The 22,167-nt window shown below is 71.2% G+C and carries 18 protein-coding genes; 10 read left to right on the top strand and 8 right to left on the bottom strand.

Annotated elements, in window-relative coordinates:
* Window positions 1-73: 73 nt before the first annotated feature.
* The 3 genes from ACZ4SV_RS24605 (at window position 74) to ACZ4SV_RS24595 (ending at window position 2,216) form a co-directional block, all read left to right on the top strand.
* Entirely contained in the window at window positions 74-751 is a 678-nt protein-coding gene (locus tag ACZ4SV_RS24605; protein ID WP_468006443.1) for a maleylpyruvate isomerase family mycothiol-dependent enzyme, read from the top strand.
* A gap of 89 nt (window positions 752-840) precedes the next feature.
* Window positions 841-1,539: a copper homeostasis protein CutC gene (locus ACZ4SV_RS24600; RefSeq protein ID WP_365879219.1), complete on the top strand. Its 699-nt coding sequence runs from the start codon at window positions 841-843 to the stop codon at window positions 1,537-1,539.
* A gap of 200 nt (window positions 1,540-1,739) precedes the next feature.
* Window positions 1,740-2,216: a TrmO family methyltransferase domain-containing protein gene (locus ACZ4SV_RS24595; protein WP_468006441.1), complete on the top strand. Its 477-nt coding sequence runs from the start codon at window positions 1,740-1,742 to the stop codon at window positions 2,214-2,216.
* 58 nt (window positions 2,217-2,274) lie between these two features.
* On the opposite strand, the gene ACZ4SV_RS24590 is transcribed toward ACZ4SV_RS24595, so the two are convergent.
* A complete protein-coding gene (locus ACZ4SV_RS24590) occupies window positions 2,275-4,377 on the bottom strand; it encodes a HelD family protein (RefSeq protein ID WP_468006439.1) in 2,103 nt (700 codons plus the stop codon).
* 246 nt (window positions 4,378-4,623) lie between these two features.
* Window positions 4,624-5,583, bottom strand: coding sequence for a zinc-binding dehydrogenase (locus tag ACZ4SV_RS24585; protein ID WP_468006437.1), 960 nt, complete (start codon window positions 5,581-5,583; stop codon window positions 4,624-4,626).
* Between the two features lie 86 nt (window positions 5,584-5,669).
* Between ACZ4SV_RS24585 and ACZ4SV_RS24580 the strand changes: the two genes are divergently transcribed.
* Together ACZ4SV_RS24580 and ACZ4SV_RS24575 are read left to right on the top strand one after the other, a co-directional pair.
* Window positions 5,670-6,299 (top strand): TetR/AcrR family transcriptional regulator, encoded by a 630-nt coding sequence (locus ACZ4SV_RS24580; RefSeq protein WP_468006435.1) that lies wholly within the window; start codon window positions 5,670-5,672, stop codon window positions 6,297-6,299.
* A gap of 90 nt (window positions 6,300-6,389) precedes the next feature.
* Window positions 6,390-7,535 carry a glycosyltransferase 87 family protein gene (locus ACZ4SV_RS24575; RefSeq protein WP_468006433.1) on the top strand — a complete coding sequence of 382 codons (1,146 nt, stop codon included), beginning with the start codon at window positions 6,390-6,392 and terminating at the stop codon, window positions 7,533-7,535.
* Here the strand turns inward: ACZ4SV_RS24575 and ACZ4SV_RS24570 are convergent.
* The 4 genes from ACZ4SV_RS24570 to ACZ4SV_RS24555 all read right to left on the bottom strand — a co-directional run bounded on the left by ACZ4SV_RS24570 (window position 7,487) and on the right by ACZ4SV_RS24555 (window position 13,998).
* Window positions 7,487-9,136: a DNA repair helicase XPB gene (locus ACZ4SV_RS24570; RefSeq protein WP_468006431.1), complete on the bottom strand. Its 1,650-nt coding sequence runs from the start codon at window positions 9,134-9,136 to the stop codon at window positions 7,487-7,489. The two genes, ACZ4SV_RS24575 and ACZ4SV_RS24570, sit on opposite strands and share 49 nt — an antisense overlap.
* Window positions 9,137-9,235: 99 nt before the next feature.
* Complete coding sequence (locus ACZ4SV_RS24565; protein ID WP_468006429.1) at window positions 9,236-10,255, bottom strand: RICIN domain-containing protein; 1,020 nt, start codon at window positions 10,253-10,255, stop codon at window positions 9,236-9,238.
* A 64-nt stretch (window positions 10,256-10,319) separates the two neighbouring features.
* Window positions 10,320-11,072, bottom strand: a complete 753-nt coding sequence (locus tag ACZ4SV_RS24560) for a CHAP domain-containing protein (RefSeq protein ID WP_468006427.1) — start codon at window positions 11,070-11,072, stop codon at window positions 10,320-10,322.
* A 352-nt stretch (window positions 11,073-11,424) separates the two neighbouring features.
* Window positions 11,425-13,998, bottom strand: coding sequence for a helicase-associated domain-containing protein (locus ACZ4SV_RS24555; RefSeq protein ID WP_468006426.1), 2,574 nt, complete (start codon window positions 13,996-13,998; stop codon window positions 11,425-11,427).
* Window positions 13,999-14,096: 98 nt separating this feature from the next.
* Here ACZ4SV_RS24555 and ACZ4SV_RS24550 point away from each other — a divergent pair, with 98 nt between their 5' ends.
* Window positions 14,097-15,416 (top strand): hypothetical protein, encoded by a 1,320-nt coding sequence (locus ACZ4SV_RS24550; RefSeq protein WP_468006424.1) that lies wholly within the window; start codon window positions 14,097-14,099, stop codon window positions 15,414-15,416.
* A gap of 195 nt (window positions 15,417-15,611) precedes the next feature.
* Entirely contained in the window at window positions 15,612-16,250 is a 639-nt protein-coding gene (locus ACZ4SV_RS24545; protein WP_365871266.1) for an HAD family hydrolase, read from the top strand.
* Here the strand turns inward: ACZ4SV_RS24545 and ACZ4SV_RS24540 are convergent.
* Entirely contained in the window at window positions 16,214-16,477 is a 264-nt protein-coding gene (locus ACZ4SV_RS24540) for a hypothetical protein (RefSeq protein WP_468006422.1), read from the bottom strand. The genes ACZ4SV_RS24545 and ACZ4SV_RS24540 overlap by 37 nt on opposite strands.
* A gap of 225 nt (window positions 16,478-16,702) precedes the next feature.
* Between ACZ4SV_RS24540 and ACZ4SV_RS24535 the strand changes: the two genes are divergently transcribed.
* Window positions 16,703-18,370: a recombinase family protein gene (locus ACZ4SV_RS24535; protein WP_468006420.1), complete on the top strand. Its 1,668-nt coding sequence runs from the start codon at window positions 16,703-16,705 to the stop codon at window positions 18,368-18,370.
* A gap of 77 nt (window positions 18,371-18,447) precedes the next feature.
* On the opposite strand, the gene ACZ4SV_RS24530 is transcribed toward ACZ4SV_RS24535, so the two are convergent.
* On the bottom strand, window positions 18,448-18,882 hold the full coding sequence (locus ACZ4SV_RS24530) for an ATP-binding protein (protein WP_468006418.1): 435 nt from the start codon (window positions 18,880-18,882) through the stop codon (window positions 18,448-18,450).
* A 190-nt stretch (window positions 18,883-19,072) separates the two neighbouring features.
* Between ACZ4SV_RS24530 and ACZ4SV_RS24525 the strand changes: the two genes are divergently transcribed.
* Both ACZ4SV_RS24525 and ACZ4SV_RS24520 read left to right on the top strand, forming a co-directional pair.
* On the top strand, window positions 19,073-20,224 hold the full coding sequence (locus ACZ4SV_RS24525; protein WP_468006416.1) for a helix-turn-helix domain-containing protein: 1,152 nt from the start codon (window positions 19,073-19,075) through the stop codon (window positions 20,222-20,224).
* Between the two features lie 787 nt (window positions 20,225-21,011).
* Complete coding sequence (locus tag ACZ4SV_RS24520) at window positions 21,012-21,890, top strand: hypothetical protein (RefSeq protein WP_468006414.1); 879 nt, start codon at window positions 21,012-21,014, stop codon at window positions 21,888-21,890.
* The last annotated feature ends 277 nt before the right edge of the window (window positions 21,891-22,167 follow it).

Here is a 22,167-nt window from a genome sequence, read left to right as displayed (position 1 = left end):
GGGTTCCCTCGTGCGGGTTCCCCGTCGCCGTGCCGTCCGCGGGGCGGGCGCGAGGGTGCCTAGCGTGAGCCGCATGACGGACATCACCCCCCACAGGGACGAGCGTGATCCCTGGTTGCCCGGCCGGCTGCTGGCCACGGAGTGCGACGCCCTCGTACCGCTGCTGCGTTCCCGCCCCGACGCGGACTTCGCGCTGCCGGTGCCCGCGTGCCCGGGATGGACCGTGCGGGACGTGCTGGCGCACGGTTCCGCCGCGCTGGCCCGGGTGCTGGAGAACCGGTTCGAGGAGGGCGTGTTCTCCGCCGAGTCGAACGACCGGGACATCGCCGAGCGGGCCGGCTGGAGCAACGCCCGGGTGGTGGACGAGCTGGAGCACGGCATGCGGAAGGCCGGACCGGTGATCGCCGGGGGCGACCCGTGGCTGGACCTGCTCGCGCTGGCGGAGTGGGTGCACGCCGGGGACGTGCGGGACGCGTGGCGGGAGCCGGGGGCGTACGCGGGCGCGGGGCTGCCGGACGCGCTGACCTTGCTGGTCCGGCTCACCCGGGAGCGGGACCACGTGCCGCTGCGCGCGGACCTCGCCGGGGCGGAGGGGCCGCTGCGGCTCGGGGCGGAGGCCGCGGACCGCGCGCCCGCCCGGTACGCCGGCGACGCCGCCACGCTGGTACGGCTGTACGCGGGGCGCCCGTTGACGGGTGCGTCCTATGAACTGACGGGGGTCACGGAGGCGGAGTTGAACGTCTTCGGATGAGTGCGGCCCCGTGGCGCCCCGGTACCGGCGTACTCTTGAATTGGACTAGACCTGTAGTCGCCCGACGAACGCCGACGAATTGGGGTGCCATGAGCAAGCGTGCAGTCCTGGAGGTGATCGCCCTCGACGTCGAGGACGCGGTCGCCGCCCAGGCCGGAGGCGCGGACCGGCTGGAGCTGGTCACCGAGATAGCGGCCGACGGGCTCACCCCCGCGCCCGCCACCGTCGCCGCGGTCCGCGCCGCCGTCGACATCGACCTGCGCGTGATGCTCCGCCTCGCGGACGGGTTCGCGGCCGGGGACGTGGACCGGCTGGTCGGCGTGGCCGGCGAACTGCGGGAGGCCGGCGCCGACCAGTTCGTCCTCGGCTTCCTCGCCGCGGACGGCGCCGCCGACCTGGCCGCCGTGGAACGGGTCGTCGGCGCGCTCGACGGCGCCGCGTGGACCTTCCACCGGGCGATCGACCGGGCCGCGGACCGGGACCTCCTGCGCAAGCAGCTCGCCGGCCTGCCCGGCCTGGACACCTACCTCACCGCCGGCTCCGCCGCGGGCGTGGACGACGGACTGCCCACGCTGCTCGCCGAGGCCGCGCGCGGCGCCGGCCCCGGCTACGAGCAGCAGATCCTGGTCGGCGGCGGACTGCGGCTGGACCACGTGGCCCCGCTGCGCGCGGGCGGCATCGAGGCGTTCCACATCGGCGGCGCGGCCCGCCCCGACGGCTGGCAGGGCCCGGTCTCGGCCAACGCGGTAGCCCAGTGGCGCACGACCCTGGACGAGGACGCCGGCTAAGGAATGTCGCGGCGGCGTGTACGGGCGGTGGCCGCCCCCTTGTTCAGCAAGCCATGACCGGCTTGAGCAGGGTGGCCACCGCCCGGACGGCGTGGCCGAGCCGTCACACTCGGCGCGTTCTCGACGCCCGCGCGACCACGTATCTCTCCCCAGTAGATTGATCAGGCGCGTGATTGAGGGCGAGCCGGAGGATTGGTGCCGTGGTGCTGGAGCTCAGGCCGATCGGAACGGTGGTCGAAGGACGCACCGAGGTGGCGGACGACTACTGGGGCGGCGTCGAGTCCGTGATCCAGCTCGATGAGTCGGAGTTCCCCCTCGACTCCGTGCAGGGACTGGACGAGTTCTCGCACCTGGTGGTCGTGTGGCACTTCGACAAGGCATCACCCGGTGACGTCGAGTATCACGCGCGCAGTCCGAGGGGGAACCCGGACTGGCCGGCCACGGGAACGTTCGCGCACCGCAATCACCGCCGCCCCAACCAACTCGCGCAGAGCTTCCCCCGGCTCCTCAGGGTCGACGGACTCAGACTGCATGTGACCGACCTGGACGCCGTCGTCGGCACGAAGATCTACGACCTCTCGCCGTACTTCGAGGAGATGGGACCGCGGGGACCCGTGCGCGAGCCCTCCTGGCCTCGGGAGATGCTGAAGGACTACTGGGCCGACAAGACCTCTTGAGCGCCCTGGGCACTTCCCGTCCCCGGATCCCCGCTCGGAACAGGTGGAGGGCGCCTGGCTAGTTCCCCGGCACCGGCTGTGGAGAAGGTGTTTCCTCCGGGGTGAGCTGTGCGGGCAGTGGGGTTGTGTGGGTGATGGTCAGGCCTGATACCGCGCGGGTCAGTGTCACGTACAGGCGTCGTAGGCCGGTGCGTTCGTCCGGCTCGCCGTCCACTACGGCCTGTGGTTCGTCCAGGACCACGTAGTCGTACTCCAGGCCCTTGGCGAGCGAGGCCGGGACCAGGGTCAGCCGGGTCTCCCGGGTGGTCTCCTCGCCGGGGGCCAGCCAGGAGATGCCGGCCGCCGTCAGCGCCTCGGCGAGCAGGGGCACGCGGGCGTCGGCGGCGATCAGGCCCGTCGAGCCCTCCTTGCGCAGCAACTCCGCGCAGGCAGCGACGACTTCGGCCGCCTGGGTGACCGTGCGGACCTCGAAGAAGCCCGGGTTCTCGCGGACGGAGGCGACCGGGGTGAGGCCGGGCGCGATGTGCGGCAGCAGCCGGGAGGCGTACGCGATGACGTCGGACGGCACGCGGAAACCGGCCGTCAGCTCCTCGACGGCCCCGTCCGGCTTGCCCAGGTGCCGCAGCGCCTCGGCCCAGCTCCGGGTCGCCCACGGGGTCGTGCCCTGTGCGAGGTCGCCCAGCACGGTCGCGCTGCCGGTGGTGCAGCGCCGGCCCACGGCCCGGTACTGCATGGGGGACAGGTCCTGCGCCTCGTCCAGCACCACGTGCCCGAGCGAGGGGGTGCGCTGGACCAGATCGGCCGCCTCGTCGATCAGCACCGCGTCCGCCGCCGACCACCTGGCCGACTTCACGCTGCGCGCCGGCTTCGTCCACAGGATCGTCTTGCGCTCGTCCTCGTCCAGGATCCCGGCGGCGTGCTCGGCGAGGAAGTCCGCGTCGGTCAGCAGCCGCAGCACCAGCTTCGCCGGGTCCACGGCCGGCCAGACCTCCTTCACGGCCGCCTTCACCGGGCCGCTGCGGGCGACCGCGTCCTGCACCCGGTCGTCCGGCGCCTCCCCGGCCTGCTCCATCCGCACCAGCACCGCGTGCGCGATGCGCTGCGGCAGCGCCTCGCGGGCCGCGCCGTAGCGGATGTCCCGCTCCAGCAACTCGCGGACCATCTCCTGGAGTTCGTACGCCGGCACCCGCCAGCGCCGGGAGCCGCGCACGACCACGACCGGCTCGGTGGGCGCCGTCACGTGCGCGTACAGGGCGCGCCGGACGACCTCGGCCATCCGGGCGTCGCCCTTGACCGTCGCGGCGGCGGCGTCGTCCGTGCCGCGCACCTCCACCTGCGCGACGAGGTCGTCCACCGTCGCCTGCCGGACGGCCAGCTCGCCGAGCGCGGGCAGCACCTGCTCGATGTAGTGCAGGAAGGACCGGTTCGGCCCGATGACCAGGGTGCCGGTGCGGGCCAGCCGGTCCCGGTGCGCGTACAGCAGGTACGCGACCCGGTGCAGGCCGACGGCGGTCTTCCCGGTGCCCGGGCCGCCCTGCACGCAGACCGTGCCGGACAGGCCGGAGCGGACGATCTCGTCCTGCTCCGGCTGGATGGTGGCGACGATGTCCCGCATCGGGCCCACGCGCGGCCGTTCGATCTCCTGCTGGAGCAGCTTGCTGGTGGTGGCCGTCTGCGCCGGGTCGGACAGGTGCTCGTCCTCGTACGCGGTCAGCTCGCCGCCGGTGTAGCCGAAGCGCCGGCGCAGCCCGACGTCCATGGGGTTCTTGCCGGACGCCCGGTAGAACGGCTGCGCGACCGGGGCACGCCAGTCGATGACCATGGGGTCGCCGTCGGCGTCGTGCACATGCCGCCGCCCGATGTAGAAACGCTCGCCCCGCGCGCCCTCGGCCAGTTCCGCGCCCGGCGCGCGCAGGTAGTCCAGGCGCCCGAAGAACAGGGGGGTGTCGCTGAGGTCGGCCAGCGCCTTGACGCGCTCGTCGATCTGGCGGGCGAGGACCTCGGCGTTGACCCAGTTCGCGGTGACGTCCCTGATGTCGAGGGCCTCCACGTCCTCGCGCATGGCCCGCAGGGCGGCCCGGGAGGCGGCGAGGTGGGAGCGCTCGCGGGCGAGCGGATCGTCGGGCGGGTCGCCGAGCGGGGCGTGGGCGGGCGTGGACAAGGGGGTGCCTCCGGTGGACCAGCTACGTGGGCTACGACGATGCCGTCCGGTTTCCGGCCGGACGACGGCACTCCGTGAGGGAGGCGGGCAAGGGCGGAGATTCTAGGCGGGCCGACGGAGCGGGTCCACTGGATTTCGGCTGCCGCGATGATCGCTGCCGTGACGATCGCTGCCGCGATGATCGCTGTCGTGACGATCGCTCCCCGGCGCCGGCCGGCGTCCGGCCAGGACGGACGCGCGCCCCGGTCACGGGGTCAGCACGATCCTGCCGAAGACCTCGCCCGCGGCCATCTTCCGGTGCGCGCGCACGGCCTGGTCCAGGGGCAGCACCTCGTGCACCACCGTCTCGATCCCGCCGCGGCCGGCCTCGGCGAACTGCGCGCCGCGCACGGCACGCAGCTCGGCCCGCGGGACGGTGGCCGCGCTGAACGTCGCGAAGGACAGCGACTTCTGGAAGGCCGCCATCAGCTTCGTACCGAAGTCCGCGGGCGGCTGCCCCGCCACGGCGCCCACGGCCACCATGCGGCCGTTCGGGTTGAGCCTGTCGAGGAACGACGGCAGGTCCGCACCGGCTACGACGTCGATGATGACGTCGTAGCCCGCGGGAGCGTCCTGCCCGTGGCCCGAGCGGTCCAGCACATGGGTCGCGCCGAGCCGGCGCAGCCGCTCGCCGCGCCCGGCCGAGGAGGCCGTGACCGCCACGGCGGCGGCACCACCGCGCGCCGCGAGCTGCACCGCCATGATCCCGATGCTGCCGGCCGCGCCCCGCACCAGGACCGTCTGCCCGGCGGCGAAGCGGGCGTGGCGAAGCCCGAAGTGGGCCACCGCGCCGGAACTGCCGAGCGTCACCGCGTCGACGGCGGACAGCTCCCCGGGCAGCGGGACGACGTCCTCGGCCGGGGCGACGGCCTGTTCGACGTAGCCCCCGCCGGTGCCGGTGAAGCCCCACACGCGCCGGCCGATCCAGGAGGCGTCGACGCCGTCACCGACCGCGGTCACCATGCCCGCCACCTCGCCGCCCGGAATGTGGCCCGCCGTGAAGCCGTAGGCGGCCAGGGCCCCGCTGCGGATCACGGCGTCGACCCCGCCGACGCCGGCCGCCTCGGTGGCGATCAGCACCTGCCCGGCGGCGGGGACGGGGTCCGGCAGATCGACGACGGCCAGACCCTCGGGGCCTCCGAACGCCCGGATCACCACTGCTTTCAACGTCGTCTCCCACGGTCTCGATGCTGTCGAAGCTGCGTCCCGGGACGGTATACGGACGCCGCCGTCCGCTTGGCTAAAGTGAGAAGGTGAGCGATCGCTTGCCTCAGAAACTGCGGTCCGACGCCCAGGACAACCGCGACCGCATCCTCGAAGCGGCCCGGGCGCTGTTCTCGGCGGACGGCCTCGACGTGCCCATGCGGGAGATCGCGCGGCGCGCCGGGGTGGGACCCGCCACCTTGTACCGGCACTTCCCGGCCAAGCGGACACTGATCGCCGAAGCCTTCGAGGAGCGGCTGAACGCGTGCCGCGCCATCGTCGACGAGGGGTGCGCGGACCCCGATCCGTGGCGTGGCCTGTGCCTGGTGATCGAGAAGATCTGTGAGCTGCACGCACGCGACCGGGGCTTCACCGAAGCCTTCCTGTCGACGCTCCCGGGCGCACCGGACGTGGCGGGACGCGCGTACACGGTGAAAGCCGTCGCCGCACTGGCCCGGCGCGCCCAGGACGCGGGGCGGCTGAGGCCCGACTTCGTCCTGGACGACCTCCTTCTCGTCCTCATGGCCAACAAGGGCATCCACGCCACCTCCACCGCCGCCCGGGTCGCGGCCTCCCGGCGCTTCGCGGCCCTGGCGGTCCAGGCGTTCGAGACCTGCCCCCACCACGCGCCGCTGCCACCGGCGGCACGACCGGCGCCCGCGGCACCGGCCGGTCCCTGACCGCGGGGCCCGCCAGTCGCCCCGCCCGTCCCCGGCGGCTACGGCGAGGAGGCGGGCGTACGCCGCGTATCACCGCATAAGGTCGGGTCCGTGCGGAAACGGACGGCCCTGCTCCTGCTCGCCCTCTCGCTGGCCTCCTTCGGCACCCTGTGCGCCCTGCGCGGAGCGCCCATGGCCGACCTCCTCGTCTACCGCGCCGAGGGCGCGGCCGTGGCCCACGGCACCGACCTGTACGGCTTCACCGTCACCGAGTGGCGGCTCCCCGCGACCTATCCGCCCTTCGCCGCCCTGCTGTTCGTCCCGGCGTCCTGGCTTCCCGTGCCCGTCCTGAAGGCGGCCTTCCTCGCGGCCAACGCGCTGCTCCTCGCCGTCCTCGTCGCCCTCTCCGCCCGGCTGGCACAGCGCACCCCGGCCCCGGCCCTGGTCTGCGCCGGCACCGCCCTCGCCCTCTGGCTCGAACCGGTCTTCCAGACGCTCCTGTTCGGCCAGATCAACCTGGCCGTCGCCTGTCTGACCCTGTGGGACCTGACCCGGCCCCCGGGCGCCCGGTGGGCGGGGGCCGCCCTCGGGATCGCGGCCGGCATCAAGCTCACCCCGGCCGTCTTCCTCGCCTACCTGCTCCTGCGCGGCCGGGTGCGCGAGGCGGTCACGGCGCTCGCGGCCTGCGCGGGGACGGTCGCGGCCGGCGCCGTCCTGCTGCCGTCCGCGACGGTCTCCTTCTGGGGCGGGCGGCTGTGGGAGACCGGCCGTGTCGGCAAGGCGTGGATCGTGGACAACCAGTCCCTCCAGGGACTGGTCGCGCGGACGCTGGGCGAGCCGGCGCCGGGCCTCGGCTGGGCGCTGCCGGCCGCGGTCTGCTGCGCCGCCGGCCTGTGGCTGGCGGCGCGCGCCGGGCAGGACCGGCACGGCATCCTGCTCACCGCGGGCACGGGCCTGCTGGTCTGCCCGATCAGCTGGTCCCACCACTGGGTGTGGTGCGTGCCGCTGCTCGCGGTGCTGCTGGGCGACGGCCGCCGCTGGACGGCGGCCGGGACGGCGGCGGTCTTCACCGCCCGCACCCTGTGGCTCGTCCCGCACGCGGGCGACCGGGACCTGCACCTGCCGTGGTGGCAGCAGCCGCTGGCCTCGCCGTACCCGCTGCTGGCGCTGGTCCTGCTGGCGGGGGCGGCGGTGCGCCGCCCGGAGCGTCAGGCCGCGCCCTCGGCCAGGATCTCGTCCGCGTCCACGATGCGGTAGGCGTAGCCCTGCTCGGCCAGGAAGCGCTGCCGGTGGGCGGCGAAGTCCTGGTCCAGGGTGTCGCGGGCGACGACCGAGTAGAAGTGCGCCTGGTGGCCGTCGGCCTTGGGGCGCAGTACCCGGCCGAGCCGCTGGGCCTCCTCCTGCCGGGAGCCGAAGGTCCCGGACACCTGGACGGCGACCGTGGCCTCGGGCAGGTCGATGGAGAAGTTCGCGACCTTCGACACCACCAGCACGCTGATCTCGCCCCGGCGGAACGCGTCGAACAGCTTCTCGCGCTGGGCGTTGGACGTCTCGCCCTTGATGACCGGCGCGTTCAGATGCTCGCCCAGCTCGTCCAGCTGGTCGATGTACTGGCCGATGACCAGGATCTGCTGCCCGGCGAAGCGGCGCACGATCGCCTCCGTGACCTTCCGCTTGGTCTCGGTGGTCGCGCAGAAGCGGTACTTCTCCTCCGCCTCGGCCGTCGCGTACGCCAGCCGCTCGGAGTCGGTCAGGTTCACCCGGACCTCGACGCAGTCGGCGGGCGCGATGTAGCCCTGCGCCTCGATCTCCTTCCAGGGCGCGTCGAACCGCTTGGGCCCGATGAGCGAGAACACGTCCGACTCCCGGCCGTCCTCGCGCACCAGGGTGGCCGTCAGCCCCAGCCGGCGGCGTGCCTGGAGGTCGGCGGTGAACTTGAACACCGGCGCGGGCAGCAGGTGCACCTCGTCGTAGACGATCAGGCCCCAGTCCCGGGAGTCGAACAGCTCCAGGTGCGGGTAGACGCCCTTCCGCCGGGTCGTCAGCACCTGGTAGGTGGCGATGGTGACCGGCCGGATCTCCTTCTTGGTGCCGCTGTACTCGCCGATCTCGTCCTCGGTCAGCGAGGTCCGCTTCACCAGCTCGTGCTTCCACTGCCGGGCGGAGACGGTGTTGGTGACGAGGATCAGCGTGGTCGACCTGGCCTGGGCCATCGCCCCGGCGCCGACCAGTGTCTTCCCGGCGCCGCAGGGCAGCACGACCACCCCGCTGCCGCCGTGCCAGAAGTTCTCCACGGCCTGCCGCTGGTAGGGCCGCAGGGTCCAGCCGTCCTCCAGCAGGTCGATCGGGTGCGCCTCGCCGTCGACGTACCCGGCGAGGTCCTCGGCGGGCCAGCCCAGCCTCAGCAGCGTCTGCTTGATCTGCCCGCGCTCCGAGGGGTGCACGACGACGGTGTCCGGGTCGATCCGGGCACCGACCAGCGGGGCGATCCGCTTGGACTTCAGCACCTCCTCCAGCACCGGCCGGTCCGTGCTGGACAGGACGAGTCCGTGCGCGGGGTGCTTGCTGAGGGTGAGGCGGCCGTAGCGGTCCATCGTTTCGGCGATGTCCACGAGCAGCGCGTGCGGCACGGGATAGCGGCTGTACTCCACCAGGGCGTCCACGACCTGCTCGGCGTCGTGTCCGGCGGCGCGCGCGTTCCACAGGCCGAGCGGCGTCACGCGGTAGGTGTGGATGTGCTCGGGGGCGCGCTCCAGCTCGGCGAAGGGCGCGATGGCCCGCCGGCAGGCGTCGGCCCGCTCGTGGTCGACTTCCAGCAGCAGGGTCTTGTCGGACTGGACGATCAGTGGACCATTCACGCGCGGCACACCCTTTCCACAACGGCCAAACGTCCAGTGTGCCTCATGCGGCGGGGCCGACCGCGAGTCCCGGGACCGGCGCAGGGCCCGGCCGCCCGCTCACACCACGGCTTCGACGACGAAGAGCTGGGCGTCCGCGCCGGTGCAGGGTTCCACCACGGCCTCGGTCCCGGCCGCGCCGCTCCCGTCCCTGATGCCGACGCACGTGTCGTCGGAGATCTTGATCAGATAGCTGCGGCCGCTGTAGCTCGGGCCGGTGTACGTGCCGCCGGCCTGCCCGCTGCCGGCGGGCTCGGTGCGGACGAAGCGGAAGGCAGTGGTCCGCTCGCAGGCGTCCCACGGTTCGAGCAGGTCCCGGCCGGGCCCCTCGGTGAGGGCCTTCAGGCACCCTTTGCCCTGGTCGGGGCGGTACCAGGCGATCCGGTAGGCGTCCTCGCCCACCGGGTCCAGGGTGGTGGTCTGGGGTGCCGTCTGATCGCAGGGGCGCTGGACGGCGACGAGCGAGTGGTACCGCCCGTCCGGGACCTGCCCGTCCGTCACGCACAGGCCGGGCGAGCCGAGCGGCCGCAGCAGGACCTGCCCGTGCGGCAGCCGCGCCGGCCGGCCGTCGCCCCCGAAGTTCCCCAGCGACCAGACGGCGGCCGCGGCGGCCAGCGCGGCCGCGAGGAGGGACCCGGCGAGGACACCGGCCGGGTGGGCGCGCAGGAGCCGCCATACCGGCCGCCCGGCCCCCTCCTCGCGGTCCCCGGAGTCCCTGGAGCCCCCCGTGGCCCCAGGGCCCCCCGGGCCCGCCGATCCCCCCACGCCGCCCCCCGCGGCCCCGGGCCCCTGCCCCGGAGGCGGCGCCTCGGCGGCCCGCTGCCGTGCGGCCAGCCACTCGTCCACGTACCCGCCCTCCCCGCACGCCCGGACGAACGCCGTCAGCAGCTCCTGCCGGGGCAGCGAACCGTTGCGCAGGACGTCGGCCAGCGTGCTGCGCGGCAGCGGCTCGCCCTTCTCGGCGGCGCGCTCCTCGAGCTGCCGGTAGGTCAGCCGGGAGCGCGCCTTCAGCTCGCACAGGGCGGCGTTCAGGTCCGCCGCCGTCCGTACCTCCCGTAACGCGAGCGCTCTGTCGTCCATGGCCCCCATCGTTGTGCGGGAGCCGGCCGGGGAACCAATCCTTTTCCGGCCAACGTGGCCGAGGTCAGCGGGCCTTCGGCGTGGTGTAGCCGATCACCCGGCCCGCCGTGGCGGACTGGCTCTTCTTGTAGGTCAGCCGCTCCAGGGAGGTGTTGCCCTCGACGGAGTGGTAGACCTTCCGGCTGGAGCTGTACGAGGTCAGGACGCCCACGTGGTCGGCCCGGCCGTCCCCGTTGTCGTCGTAGGAGACCACGTCACCGGGCGCCGGCCGGTACCCGCCCGCCTTCACCTGCGCCTTGGAGTGCCAGGTGTGGTGGGCCTTGCCGTACGCGCGGAACGAGTCGGCCGCCGCGTTCAGGCCGCTGACGTCCGCCTTGCCCCAGTACCAGGCGTACTTGGCGAAGTCCGCGCACCAGGCGCGCGAGGTCCACTTCACGCTGGTCCACCTCTTCTTCCAGGCGCCGCCGGTCTTGACGTACATGTAGCCCTTGCTGGTCCCGCAGGCCTGGTGGTTGTTGATGGTCCCGGTGCGCGGGGCGCTGGTGTGGTCCCAGCGCAGGTTGGCCCTGGCCGTCCAGAAGCCGGTGTAGAAGTTGCAGTTGTTGCGCTCGGAGTCGCCGTCCTTGGCGTCACCCTCGTACTTGCGCTTCTTCACCTCGGCGTTGTCGCTCGTGTACTGGCTCAGCGCCTGCTTGGCGGCCAGCGGTCCCGGGGGCGTCGCGGCGTGTGCCGGGCCGGCCGTCACGAGGCCCCCCAGCGACATGGCCAGGACCGCCCCCGCGACGGCCGTGGTCCTCGCTGTGCGTATCGCGGTCATCCCGATTTTCCTTCCGTCGGTCCGGTGCCGGGCCCGGTGGGTCCGGCTGACGACCGAAAGGCTGGCCGGGCGCTCCCGGCGCTGACAACGGGTCGGGGCGTCCAGGACATGTCCGGGACAGCCGGGCACTGTCCGGCCTGGTCAGCGCCCTGTCCGGGCCGCCGCGCCGGAACACCGGACATCACGCGATCCCGTGGGGAGCGCGGCGGCCGGGGTACGGCGGGAGGGACGCGGCGGCAGGGGCACGACAGGGGCACGCCTCAGGACGGGCGGACCGAAGAGCAGCGGGACCGCCGGGCAGGAGACCACCAGGCGGGAGGGACCGCCGGCAGGGGGGGCCGCCTGGCAGGAGTCAGTCGTCCGCCAGTTCGGCGACGCCGGTGATCCGGTGCAGCGGATACGTCCGCACCTCGTCCGCCGTGTGGTCGTACGCCGTGACGAAGCCGCCCTCCACCCGGACCGGGGAGATGACGCGCTGGCTGGCGGCGCCCTCGGCGTTGACGTAGCCGATCCACACCGAGTCCCCGGTCAGCACGGCGGCCTGCATGGTGGCCAGCGTCTCGGCGGACGAGGTGCGCGGCAGCCCGCCGCCCGCCGGCGGCTCGCCGGCCGGCTTGCGCGGGGTGGTGGCGGCCAGGTCGCCGGCCCGGATGGCGCGGACCGCCGCCGCGAGCAGCGTGGCGTCGGGCGGCGGCGGCCCGTCCGGCACCGGCTCGGGCGCGGTGCGCGGCGGGGTGCGGTGCGCGTGCGCGCGGGTGATCAGGACATCGCCCTCGGCGGACTCGGCGGCGGGCGCGTACCCCATCGCGCGCAGCCCCTCCAGCAGCGCCGCCGGATCGACCGGCGCGGCCAGCACGGTCGGGGCCAGCCGGCGCAGCCGCAGGGCGGCGGCCCGCCGGTCGGCGAGGATCTCGTTCAGCAGGGCGTCGTCGTCGCAGCGCACATACGCCGAGGCCGCGCCGACCCGCAGGTGGCCGTGCCGGCGGGCCACGTCGTCGATCAGATAGGCGAGCGGCTGCGGGACGGGGGTGCGGGAGTGCTCGGCGAGGAAGGCGTGCAGGTCGGCGGCGGTGCGCCCGGCGTCCAGGGCCCGTCGGACGGACGCCGGTGTGAACCGGTACACGGTCGCGCCGCCCTTGGACTCCACGTCCGCGAGCACGCCCAGCACCTGGGCGAGCGGGCGCCGCAGCGGGCCGGGAGCGACGGCCGTCAGGTCCGCCTGGAGCAGCACGTGGTCCAGCGGTTCCGGCAGCAGCGGCGCGAGCAGCCGCGCCGCTGCGGCGCCCGCGACGGCCTGCTCGGCAGCCGCGAGGGGAACCAGCCGGCCGGGCGCGTGGTGGTGGTGCACCGGCAGCTTGTCCCCCGGACCGCTCGGCGCGGCGGAGCCGGACCCGGACCCCGGGGAGCCCGACCCGGGCCCCGGTGACCCAGAGCCGGGGACGGACGCGCCCAGCAGGGCGCGGCCGTGCGAGGACAGGGCGCCCCGGCCGGTCACGCCCAGCAGCTCCGCCTCCGACAGGGTCCAGCGGGCCAGCAGGGTCCGCAGATCGTCCTCGCCCTCCCGCCGGGCCCCGCGCAGCGGACGCTCCCAGCGCAGCCGGTCCAGCACCGACCCGGCGTCCGGCGCCGTGCCGTGCGGCAGCCCGGCGAGCAGGGACAGCACCCGGTGCCGTACCTCGGGCGCGGCGGACCGGTCCAGGCCCGGACCGAGCGCCGACAGCGTACGGTCCTTGGCGTCCCGGCCGCCGACCAGCCCCGGCGTGCGGGTGGCCGTCAGCCACGCCTGCGCCAGCCGGGACCAGCGCTCGGCCGGCGGCTGCTCCAGCCACTCGTCGAAGGCGGGCGTGGCCGCGTACCGCTCGTCGGCCTCGCCGTCGGAGGCGACCAGTCCGGCCGCGTACGCCAGCTCCGTCCAGAAGGCGGCGACCGGCTCGGACACGTCCAGCGCCACGGCCGTCCGCTTCAGGTCACGCACGCTGAGCCCGCCCGCCCGCAGCACGGCCGGACCGCCCTCGTCCCACTCCTTCAGCAGCTCCTCCACGGTGGCCAGCGCCGTGTACGCCTGCCCGGCCGCGGTCGCGTCGACCACCTGCCCGGAGTGCGTCGCGGCCGGTGCCACGGCGGGCGGCAGCGGCTCGGGCGCGCGGTGGGCGCGGCCCGCGCGCAGATGCAGGGCGACCTCGCGCGGGAGCACCACCGTGCCCGGCACGGTCGGCAGCAGCAGCCCGCGGTCCAGCAGCCAGCGCAGATGCGCCGCCGGTTCCGCGGTGACCTGCCCGTACGGCGGCCCCCACACCAGCCGGTCCAGCACCTCGCGGGCGGCCTCGGGGGCCTGGGCGAGCAGCTTGGCCATCTTCTTCCGGTGGCCGAACAGCGCGGTCAGCGCGGCCACGGCGGACACCGGGTCGTGCGTCGACGGCAGCCCGGCCGCCGTCACGAGCTCCTGGACGCGCCCCGGGGACATGCCCGAGGTGGCCTCCTGCACGGTCGGCCCGAGCCCGGTCGGCGACGGGTGCCGCGGCGAGGGGGCCAGCACCTCGCGGGCGGTGCGCACCAGCCGCAGCCGGTCGTCGCCGCCCCACACCAGCGCCTGTTCGCGCAGGGTGGCGAGGGCCCGCGGCAGCGCGGCGGCCACGGTCTCGTCGCGGTCGTCCCCGGCCATCAGCCCGAGCAGGGTGTCGTACGGCGCCGGGTCCGGCGCCACGGCCAGCGCCTCCGCCGTCTGCAGCGCGAACCGGTCCAGCCGCTCCAGGGCGCGCAGCACCGAGGCGCGGGTGCCGGCGCGGGTGGCGAGCTGCGTGAGATCGCCGGGCACGGGCGTGACGAGGTCCGGGCGGCTGCGCAGCAACGCGGCCAGGGAGGAGTCGTCCCGGGCGCGGAGCGCCTCCGCCAGGGACCGAGGGGCGGGGTGGGCCTCGGGGCTCATCCGGCCAACGGTAGCCGACATCGATGGGCCCAGGGCAGCGGCGAAGACGCGGTACCGTCCCTCACGGCAGTTCAGTCGGCGCACCCCGGAGGGGTTCCGTGGGGATCGAGAGCGACCAGGTCGTCTACGAGTATCTGAGCCGCGTCGGTGACATCGCCCAGCAGCGGCAGTTGCCGTCGGCGACCCGGATGCGGCTGGTGTCGGAGCTGCGCAACGAGATCGACCGGCACCGGGCGCGGGCGACGGTCGACTCGCCCGCCGCGGTCCGCCGCATCCTGGACCGGCTGGGCAGCCCGGACGAGGTGGTCGGCACGGCGAGCGGCACGGCCGGCGCGCCCGGGCCGCCCGCGCCGCCCGCCACGAGCGTCCCCGCCCAGCCCGTCACCGGCGACCAGGCTCCCGACCCGGCGGCCCGGCCCCGGCCGAAGGGCCCGCGCCGTCCGGACCGGAACCGGCCCTGGGGGCCACGACGCGAGACGACACCCCACGAGAAGGACCCACACCGGGACGACCCGGGCCGCGACGACCCGAGCCAGAGCGACCCGGGCGGCAGCGACCCGCGCCAGGGCGAGCCGGGCGGCGGCAAGGAGTCGCGCCGGGGTGAGGCGACCTACGGCAGGAAGCAGCACCAGGGCGGCGCGGGCCGCGGCAAGGACGCGCACCAGGGCGGGGCGGGCCGCGGCAAGGACGCGCGCCGGGAGGAGCCGGCCCTCGACAAGGAGATGCCCCGGGAGGAACGCCCGAAGGGCCTGCGCAGGGTCGTACCGCGCCCCCGCCCCCGACCCGCCGACCCGCCCGTGGCCCGCGACGTCCCGGCCCCGCCGCACCTGGCCCCGGCCCACGAACTCGGCGACGGTACGGCACCGCCCGACTGGTGGCGGGTGAGCGGACCTCTGACGGACGCCGACCCGGTACCGGGTTTCGTCGGCGGGGTGGAGATCCCGGAACTGCTCAGCCGCCCGGCACGGGAGCCCGACGCCACGGAGGCCGCCCCGGCGGAGGCCGAAGCGGGAACCGAGCCCGGACCCGCGTCCGCGCCGGCCGCCCGCCGCCGGCGCGGACTGCCCGTCCTGGTGCCGGCCGGCTGGTCCAACCCCCTCCTGCTGCTGGCCGCCGTCGCGCTCGTCGCCGGTGCCGTGCTCGGGAACTGGTACGCGCTGCTCCTCGGCTGGGCGATCGCCTACGGCTCCCGGCGGCTGACGCCCGCGGAGACCAAGTGGGCGGTGATGTTCCTGCCGGGCGCGGCGGTCGCCGCCGGCGCGGCGTGGCTGTGGGGCCGCGCCGACGGCCGCTGGGGGGACCCGATCACCCAGGGCACCATGACGGACGCGATCGGCGAGACCTGGCCCTGGGTGGTCCGCGGCGCAGCGCTGGCATCGGCCCTCTACCTGACCTGGCGCTCCCAACGCACCAGATAACCCCCAAAGGGGCGCGGGGAACGGCGCGAGCACCCCCCACGCACCCGCACCCGGCACACGACACCACCCCCCACGGCGCGCCCCCGAAGGGGCGCGGGGAACGGCGCGAGCACCCCCCACGCACCCGCACCCGGCACAAGACAGCACCCCCCACGACACGCCCCGCCCCACCCACCGCCGGAGGCACCCCGCACAATGTCCCCCATGGCCCTCACCGTCGGCTTCGACCTCGACATGACCCTCATCGACTCCCGCCCGGGCATCCGCGCCTGTTATCAGGCCCTGGCCGAGCGGACGGGTACGTTCATCGACGCCGACCTCGCGGTGACCCGGCTCGGGCCGCCGCTCGTGGAGGAGCTGATCCACTGGTTCCCGGCCGAGCGGGTGCCGGCGATGGCCGAGCTGTACCGGGAGATGTACCCGTCCATAGCCATCACCACGACGCCCGCCATGCCCGGCGCCCGGGAGGCGGTCGACGCGGTGCGGGCGGCCGGCGGACGGACGATGGTGGTGACGGCGAAGTACGAGCCGAACGCCAAACTGCACCTGACGCACCTCGGCATCGCACCGGACGTGGTCGTCGGCGACCTGTGGGCCGAGCAGAAGGCTGCGGCGCTGCGCGAGTACGACGCGGCGGTGTACGTCGGCGATCACGTCGGAGACGTCCGCGGGGCCCGCGCGGCGGGTGCGTTTTCGGTCGCCGTGGCGACCGGTCCGTGCCCGCCCGACGAGCTGCGGGAGGCCGGCGCGGACGTCGTCCTGGCCGACCTGTCCGCCTTCCCGGCGTGGCTCGCCGGCTACCGCGGGACGCCCGGCGCGGCACCCCGCGCCTGACGCCGTCCGGCGGCGGCCGACCGCAGGACACCGGCGCCGGCGACGAGGAATCCTACGGCCATGAGCATGCTCAGGCCGAACATGTAGGTCGGAAATGGTGTCGCGCCGAGGAGCAGCGGGGCCACCGTGACGAGGGTGGCCACGGCCCCGAGGAAGAAGACGACGGCACCGGCGCGGATCAGCCGGTCACCCGGCGCGGCGGAATTCGGTTGGGTTTTGTCACGCACCGGACCAGGGTAGTTCCCTGCGCGACAGAACAACCGGGGGACGTCTTGTCACCCGCCCGAAGACCATTAGCCTTGGTAGCGGCGGGTCGTGGACGACCCGCTCTAGTGCTATCAAGAGCCGTTTCCCCAGCGGTTTTCCCGACGAGTACGAGGACGAGGACAGACGTGCCTACCGGCAAGGTCTAGCCGGTCCGCTAAACACAGAGACCCGCTACAGTCCTCCCCATGACTCCTGGTCTCCGCTACCTCGCATGCCTCCGACTCTCTGCCGACTCGGACGGCTCGACGTCCATCGAGTGGCAGCGTGGCGTGATACGCCACCACGTCAGCTCTCCTCACCTGTCCGGCGTCCTGGTGGGGGAGGCAGAGGACACGGACGTGTCCGGCTCCCTGTCCCCCTTCAAGCGGCCGAAGCTGGGGAAGTGGCTGACGTCCAAGGCTGATGAGTTCGACGTGATCATTGCAGCCAAGATGGACAGGCTTACCCGTCGCTCGATGCACTTCAATGAGCTACTGGAGTGGGCGCAGCAGAACGGCAAGTTCATTGTCTGTGTAGAAGAGGGGTTCGACCTCTCCACTCCCCAGGGAAAGATGATGGCGCGCATGACTGCCGTCTTTGCTGAGGCTGAGTGGGACACGATCCAAGCCCGCATCCTGAACGGCGTACAGAGCCGTCTAGAGAACCGTTCATGGCTCGTAGGTGCTCCGCCAACTGGCTACCGGATCAAAGTTGTTGAAGGTGGGAAGCGCAAGATCCTGGAGATTGACCAGGACTTCTACCCCTACGTAGAAGAGATCTTCCGGCGCATCCGAGAGGGACAGTCCACACACCGTATTGCCCGAGACTTCAACGGGCGAGGAGTCCTCACGTGGTCCGATCACCTACGTCAGTTGAAAGGGGAAAAGACTCAGGGCAAGCAATGGCAAGCAACGATCATCAACAAAATGATCCGGTCCAACTGGATCCCCGGTGTCTACACCTATAAGGGAGAGGCTGTCTTGGATGACCAGGGAGAGCCTGTAATCCTCCCTGAGACGCCTTTGGCCACGATGGATGAGTGGACGGACCTAGTAGACAAGATCAAGCCCGCACCCAAGGCAGAGGGAGCCCCTACAGGGAGCCGTAACGGCGCTAAGAGTCTCCTGTCCGGTGTCGGCCACTGTGGGGAGTGTGGAGCGCCGTTTACCTCCCTCATGGGCGCTGGCTACACCAGGAAGGATGGCACCAAGACACCAGGTCACAGGTATTACCGGTGCTCCAACAAGTTCAAGGGTGGGAACTGTCAGAACGGCCCGAGTATCCGGGCAGACGTTCTTGATTCCTGGGTTGACCAGGTGATACGGGACAGTATTGGTCAGTGGGATATGTACGAAAGGGCAGGAGTAGGCCCCTCTCAGGCAAGGGAACTCCAGACGACTAGGGCACGCCTGGAAAACCTGGAAGCTAAGTACATCGCAGGAGCTTACGACGGAGAGGGGCAGGAAGAGTCCTATCAGCGTATGCATAAGTCGCTCTCTGGAAAGGTCGCTCTTCTGGCAAAGCAGGAAGCGGAGAGGGCTAACCCGACTTTTAAGGCAACGGGTAAGAAGTACGGGGAAGTCTGGGAAGCGAAAGACCGGGAAGACCGTAGGGGCTTTCTTCGGAACTATGGCGTAAAGGTCTTTGTCTGGAGTGAGGGCGACGACAAGAAGGATCGGGCGTACGTCATGAACCTAGGGGATATCAGGACCATGACCGAAGAACTCTTCCCCAATCTTGATTGGACCAGGTTCAAACTGGTGCACACTCACAATGCGCCGGAAGACTACTGGCGCAAGATCGAGATAAGGGCAGATCTTCTGAAGCAGGGGCCCGTGGTTGAAGTGAACCTGCGGCCGTCTGAGAGCTCCTGAAAAAGCAAGAGAGCCCCTGGATACCATCCCGAGGGGGAGGGCGTCACAGGAGCTCTCTGCTGTCTGTGGTCGGCTAGCTAGTCGTGTAGCTCGAACCAGACAGTCTTGCCGTTCAGGTAATTGCCGTGTCCGTCGTTGAACCTCCGGTGATGCACTCCCCACTTGTCGGCAAGGAGATGAACGAGGATCAAGCCCCGTCCGCTCGCCGCCTCAATTCCGGGGTCAGTGATCACAAGGTCTTTCGGGGAGGCATCATCAACCTCAACCCGAATGAAGCCATCAAGGCGAAACCATCGAGTGGGAATAAGCCTGTCAGGTGCCGGATACCTCAGAGCATTCGAGAACAACTCAGAGAAGAGGAGACTTCCGCTCTCCTCATGCTGGGTGGCCTTTACTCGGATGAGCCACTTTTGGAAGACGTGACGCGAGAGCGGCGCGCTTCCCTCAACAGCCGACCAACGCCATGCTTTGGCCTCTGGAGCCTCATCGTTCCGTGTTGGTGCCATCGTCACCAGGCACCCCCGACCGTCCGCGTATGCTGCACCTGTCTGCGCTCCTAACCAGCGTGGACCAGGCCCCCACCCGTCCCACACGGTGTGGGGGCCACCTGATACAACATCCAACTCCAGTAACGCGCATGGGTGTTGTTGACCAGCGTTGACTATGCTCAGAGTCAACAGTCCACACTGCACGGGCGGCGGGATGATCGACTTCGGGTCTGAGGTACGGACGGCACTCAAGGCGCAGGGGAAAAGCCTCAGAGGTGCAGCCAAGGAACTTCATTACGACGTTGCCTATCTGAGTCGTGTACTCAATGGGAAACAGGCTCCCTCTCCTGAGTTCACACAAGCCGTTAATGAATACCTCGGCCTCTCCCTGACAGTTGAGGACAGCGGGTCTCACGATGATGAGATGGACGCTTGGGAACTTGCTCGACGCGTACAGGCGAGTGATGTGGGTACAGCCACCCTTGAACGGCTAGAGCGTGCCTTTGATGACTTGGCCATGGCCTATCCAAAAGCCAAGCCGGAAGACCTCTTGCGCCATGTCCGTAAGCACTCTGCCTATGTGGGGAAGTTGCTCGACGGCCGGAAGACTCTTTCAGAGCATCGGCGGTTGCTGGTCATCGGGGGTTGGCTGTCTCTTTTGGGTGCCACGGTCCATATCGACTTGATGCAAGACGATGCCGCTACGGCCCGTCTGGAGACAGCAGCAACGCTTGCCAGGGAAGCCGGACACCCTGAGATTGAGGCATGGTGCTATGAGACTGAGGCATGGCGCGTGCTGACTGACGGGGATTACATCCAGGCCGTTGACCTCTCCCGTGCTGCACAGAAGATTGCCCCGGCTGGTTCCTCTGGACACATTCAGGCAACCGCCCAAGAGGGCAGAGCACACGCACGGCTCGGGGAAGCCAAAGACACCTACTCCGCCATTGAGCGGGTACAGAACATGTCTGCTGCTATCGGCGCTCCCGATACGCCAGAGCATCACTATCGGTACGACCCTGCAAAGGCTCTGTCCTACACGGCTACAACGCTTGCTTGGCTTGGAGACGTAGCGGCAGAGCCGTACGCCAGGGAAGTAATCGAGAGGCTGAGCCCGAGTGACGACGTGACCAAATGGCCTAGGCGTGTGGCTTCAGCGAATATCGACCTTGCCTTGGTACTCCTCAAGGAAGATCGGCTAGACGAAGCGTGCGACTCGGCGCAGAAAGCCATTCTGTCCGGCCGAGTGGTCCCCTCCAACCATTGGCGTGCGCTGGAAGTTGTAAGGGCTGTAGAGGCTCGACAGCTTCCGGAGAGCGCAGATCTGCGAGAGGCGTATCAGGGGCTCAAGGCCATTGAGTCCTGACCCCGCGTCGACCACACCCCCAGGGATGGCCCGTAAAGCCCCCTGTACGCCGCTGTAACGCTCCTGCGCTGCTCGCTGGTCCCCAATGCCAGACAGGCCCTCAGGGGCTCTCAGCAGACAGCCGGCTCGGTGTCGGCCCACTCCGCGAGCGCCGCCAGCTCGGCCGCGCGCTGCGCCTGGAAGGCCCTCCGGCGAGCAGCCTTCCACTCCCGCGAGTAGCAGCACTGACACAGGCCGCGCCACCTCGGCGGCCGGGAGCAGTCGGCCGTGCCGCACACCGTCGGCCGGTCAACGTCGACCACGGGGACGACTTCCACACGCTCAGACACCGACGGCCTCCCGTCGGGCAGCAGGACGGCGCTCCGGCATCACCAGGGCTTCCCGGACGACTGCCCACGGGTCAACGTCCGTCACGACGACGGCCGACCGCGCAGCGCGCCGAGAACGGGCCGGAGCCGTCGGCCTGCTGGCCGTCGTCGGCTGCTGCTCCCGCCGCTTCCGGGCCTGGTACTGCCGGGAGTAGCACCGGCTGCACAGTCCCTTTGCGTGCACCGCTCGCCCGCAGTCGGCCTCCGCGCATTGACGCTTCCCGGCCGTCGTGACCGTCGTCGAGATCCGGGGGATGGGGAGGCCCTTCCGTCGCCGGTAGTCATCCAGCGAAATGACGATTCCCATGGAAACCCTTCCTGGGTACTAACTGACTTTCCCTGTCTTTGTCAGGCTGCCAGGACGGGAGCCGCCGTTTATAACCGGTAAGGGGCGCAGGGCGTTTCTGTCATTACATGAGTTGATACTTACTGTCGGGAAGTTGGTACCAATCCCCGGTATTACCAGGTGGGGCGACTTCCTGGAGACACTTCCTGGAGAAAATAAAGAGGCTCGACCCCCGATAGCCGTGGAAGCGAGGGGGTCGAGCCAGAGACAGGAAGAGCCTCACATGTATTCAACCACGAACGGCGCGGCGGCTTACAGCATGGTTCCCCGTGCGATGCTGGGGACGTTGAAGCCTGCTCCCTTCCGGCAGTGGGTCCAATTGGAGCGCCACTCAGGGAAGCGGGATTACGTCGACCTGTCGGCCGTTGACCTCGGCCAGGTCTGGAACGGCATGGCTCGGCAGAAAGCGCTGAAAGCCTCGTACGCCCTCGCGGAATGGGTGGTGATGGAAGAGACCGGCACTAGGGGAGTTACGCGCTACTGGCCGTCTCCAGACCGTCTCACGACTGATGAAAAGGCCGACCAGTGGCTAGCGGCTATGCGTAACTCTGTCGAGAAGCGGGCCGACGGCGCAAAGTGGAAGGACGTCCGGGCGCGGTCCCTCCGGGAAGTCATGATGACCAGGAAGGGCACGGCATACCCGTACGTACACGTTCCCCTGGCCGTCCTGGAGCAGGCCGATACAGACGGCGACTTCCTGGCGTGGGTGGCCATGCGGTCGTTTCTCGGGCCCGAGGGAATTTCCGCAGCAGCCGGAACGATCGGCGAGCGAGCAGGAATGACCAGGGAGGCCGTCACCAGGTCGGCTAAGCGCCTGGTGGAATCCGGCCTGCTGCTCCCCACCGGAGAGACCGGCCGGAAGGGGACGAGGGTTTACACCGTGCCGGAGCATCTTGCCGGTACCTACCGGGCCGGGAAGTCTCTCCCGGTCCCTATGGCAGTCGCAGCCTAATTCCCTCCCCTACCGCGCCTTGCGCGGTTAGTTCCTGGCATGGATTACCTTCCCGGCATTACTAGAAGGTTCTTGGAATTGATTGTGTGATCAGAAGGTTCACGGGAGCGCCGTAGGTGTGATCAGAAGGTTCATGGGGGTGTGATCAGAAGGTTCACGGGACCAGGAGCGGACCGAGCCGGCTAGCAACTACATGCCTCCGCAGAGTTGATATAACCCTCCGCATTTACCAACGTTCCTTCCCCTTGCCCTACGTTGGGAATGAGAACAGGAAGAC

Source organism: Streptomyces sp. NPDC027672, from assembly GCF_055566335.1.
The sequence above is the reverse complement of the archived record's forward strand: the minus strand, read 5'-3'. Positions and strand labels throughout refer to the sequence as shown.

Coding starts and splice junctions, on each gene's coding strand:
- ACZ4SV_RS24525 (WP_468006416.1), top strand. CDS start 19,073: ATGATCGACTTCGGGTCTGAGGTACGGACGGCACTCAAGGCGCAGGGG.
- ACZ4SV_RS24535 (WP_468006420.1), top strand. CDS start 16,703: ATGACTCCTGGTCTCCGCTACCTCGCATGCCTCCGACTCTCTGCCGAC.
- ACZ4SV_RS24545 (WP_365871266.1), top strand. CDS start 15,612: ATGTCCCCCATGGCCCTCACCGTCGGCTTCGACCTCGACATGACCCTC.
- ACZ4SV_RS24555 (WP_468006426.1), bottom strand. CDS start 13,998: ATGAGCCCCGAGGCCCACCCCGCCCCTCGGTCCCTGGCGGAGGCGCTC.
- ACZ4SV_RS24560 (WP_468006427.1), bottom strand. CDS start 11,072: ATGACCGCGATACGCACAGCGAGGACCACGGCCGTCGCGGGGGCGGTC.
- ACZ4SV_RS24600 (WP_365879219.1), top strand. CDS start 841: ATGAGCAAGCGTGCAGTCCTGGAGGTGATCGCCCTCGACGTCGAGGAC.
- ACZ4SV_RS24565 (WP_468006429.1), bottom strand. CDS start 10,255: ATGGACGACAGAGCGCTCGCGTTACGGGAGGTACGGACGGCGGCGGAC.
- ACZ4SV_RS24605 (WP_468006443.1), top strand. CDS start 74: ATGACGGACATCACCCCCCACAGGGACGAGCGTGATCCCTGGTTGCCC.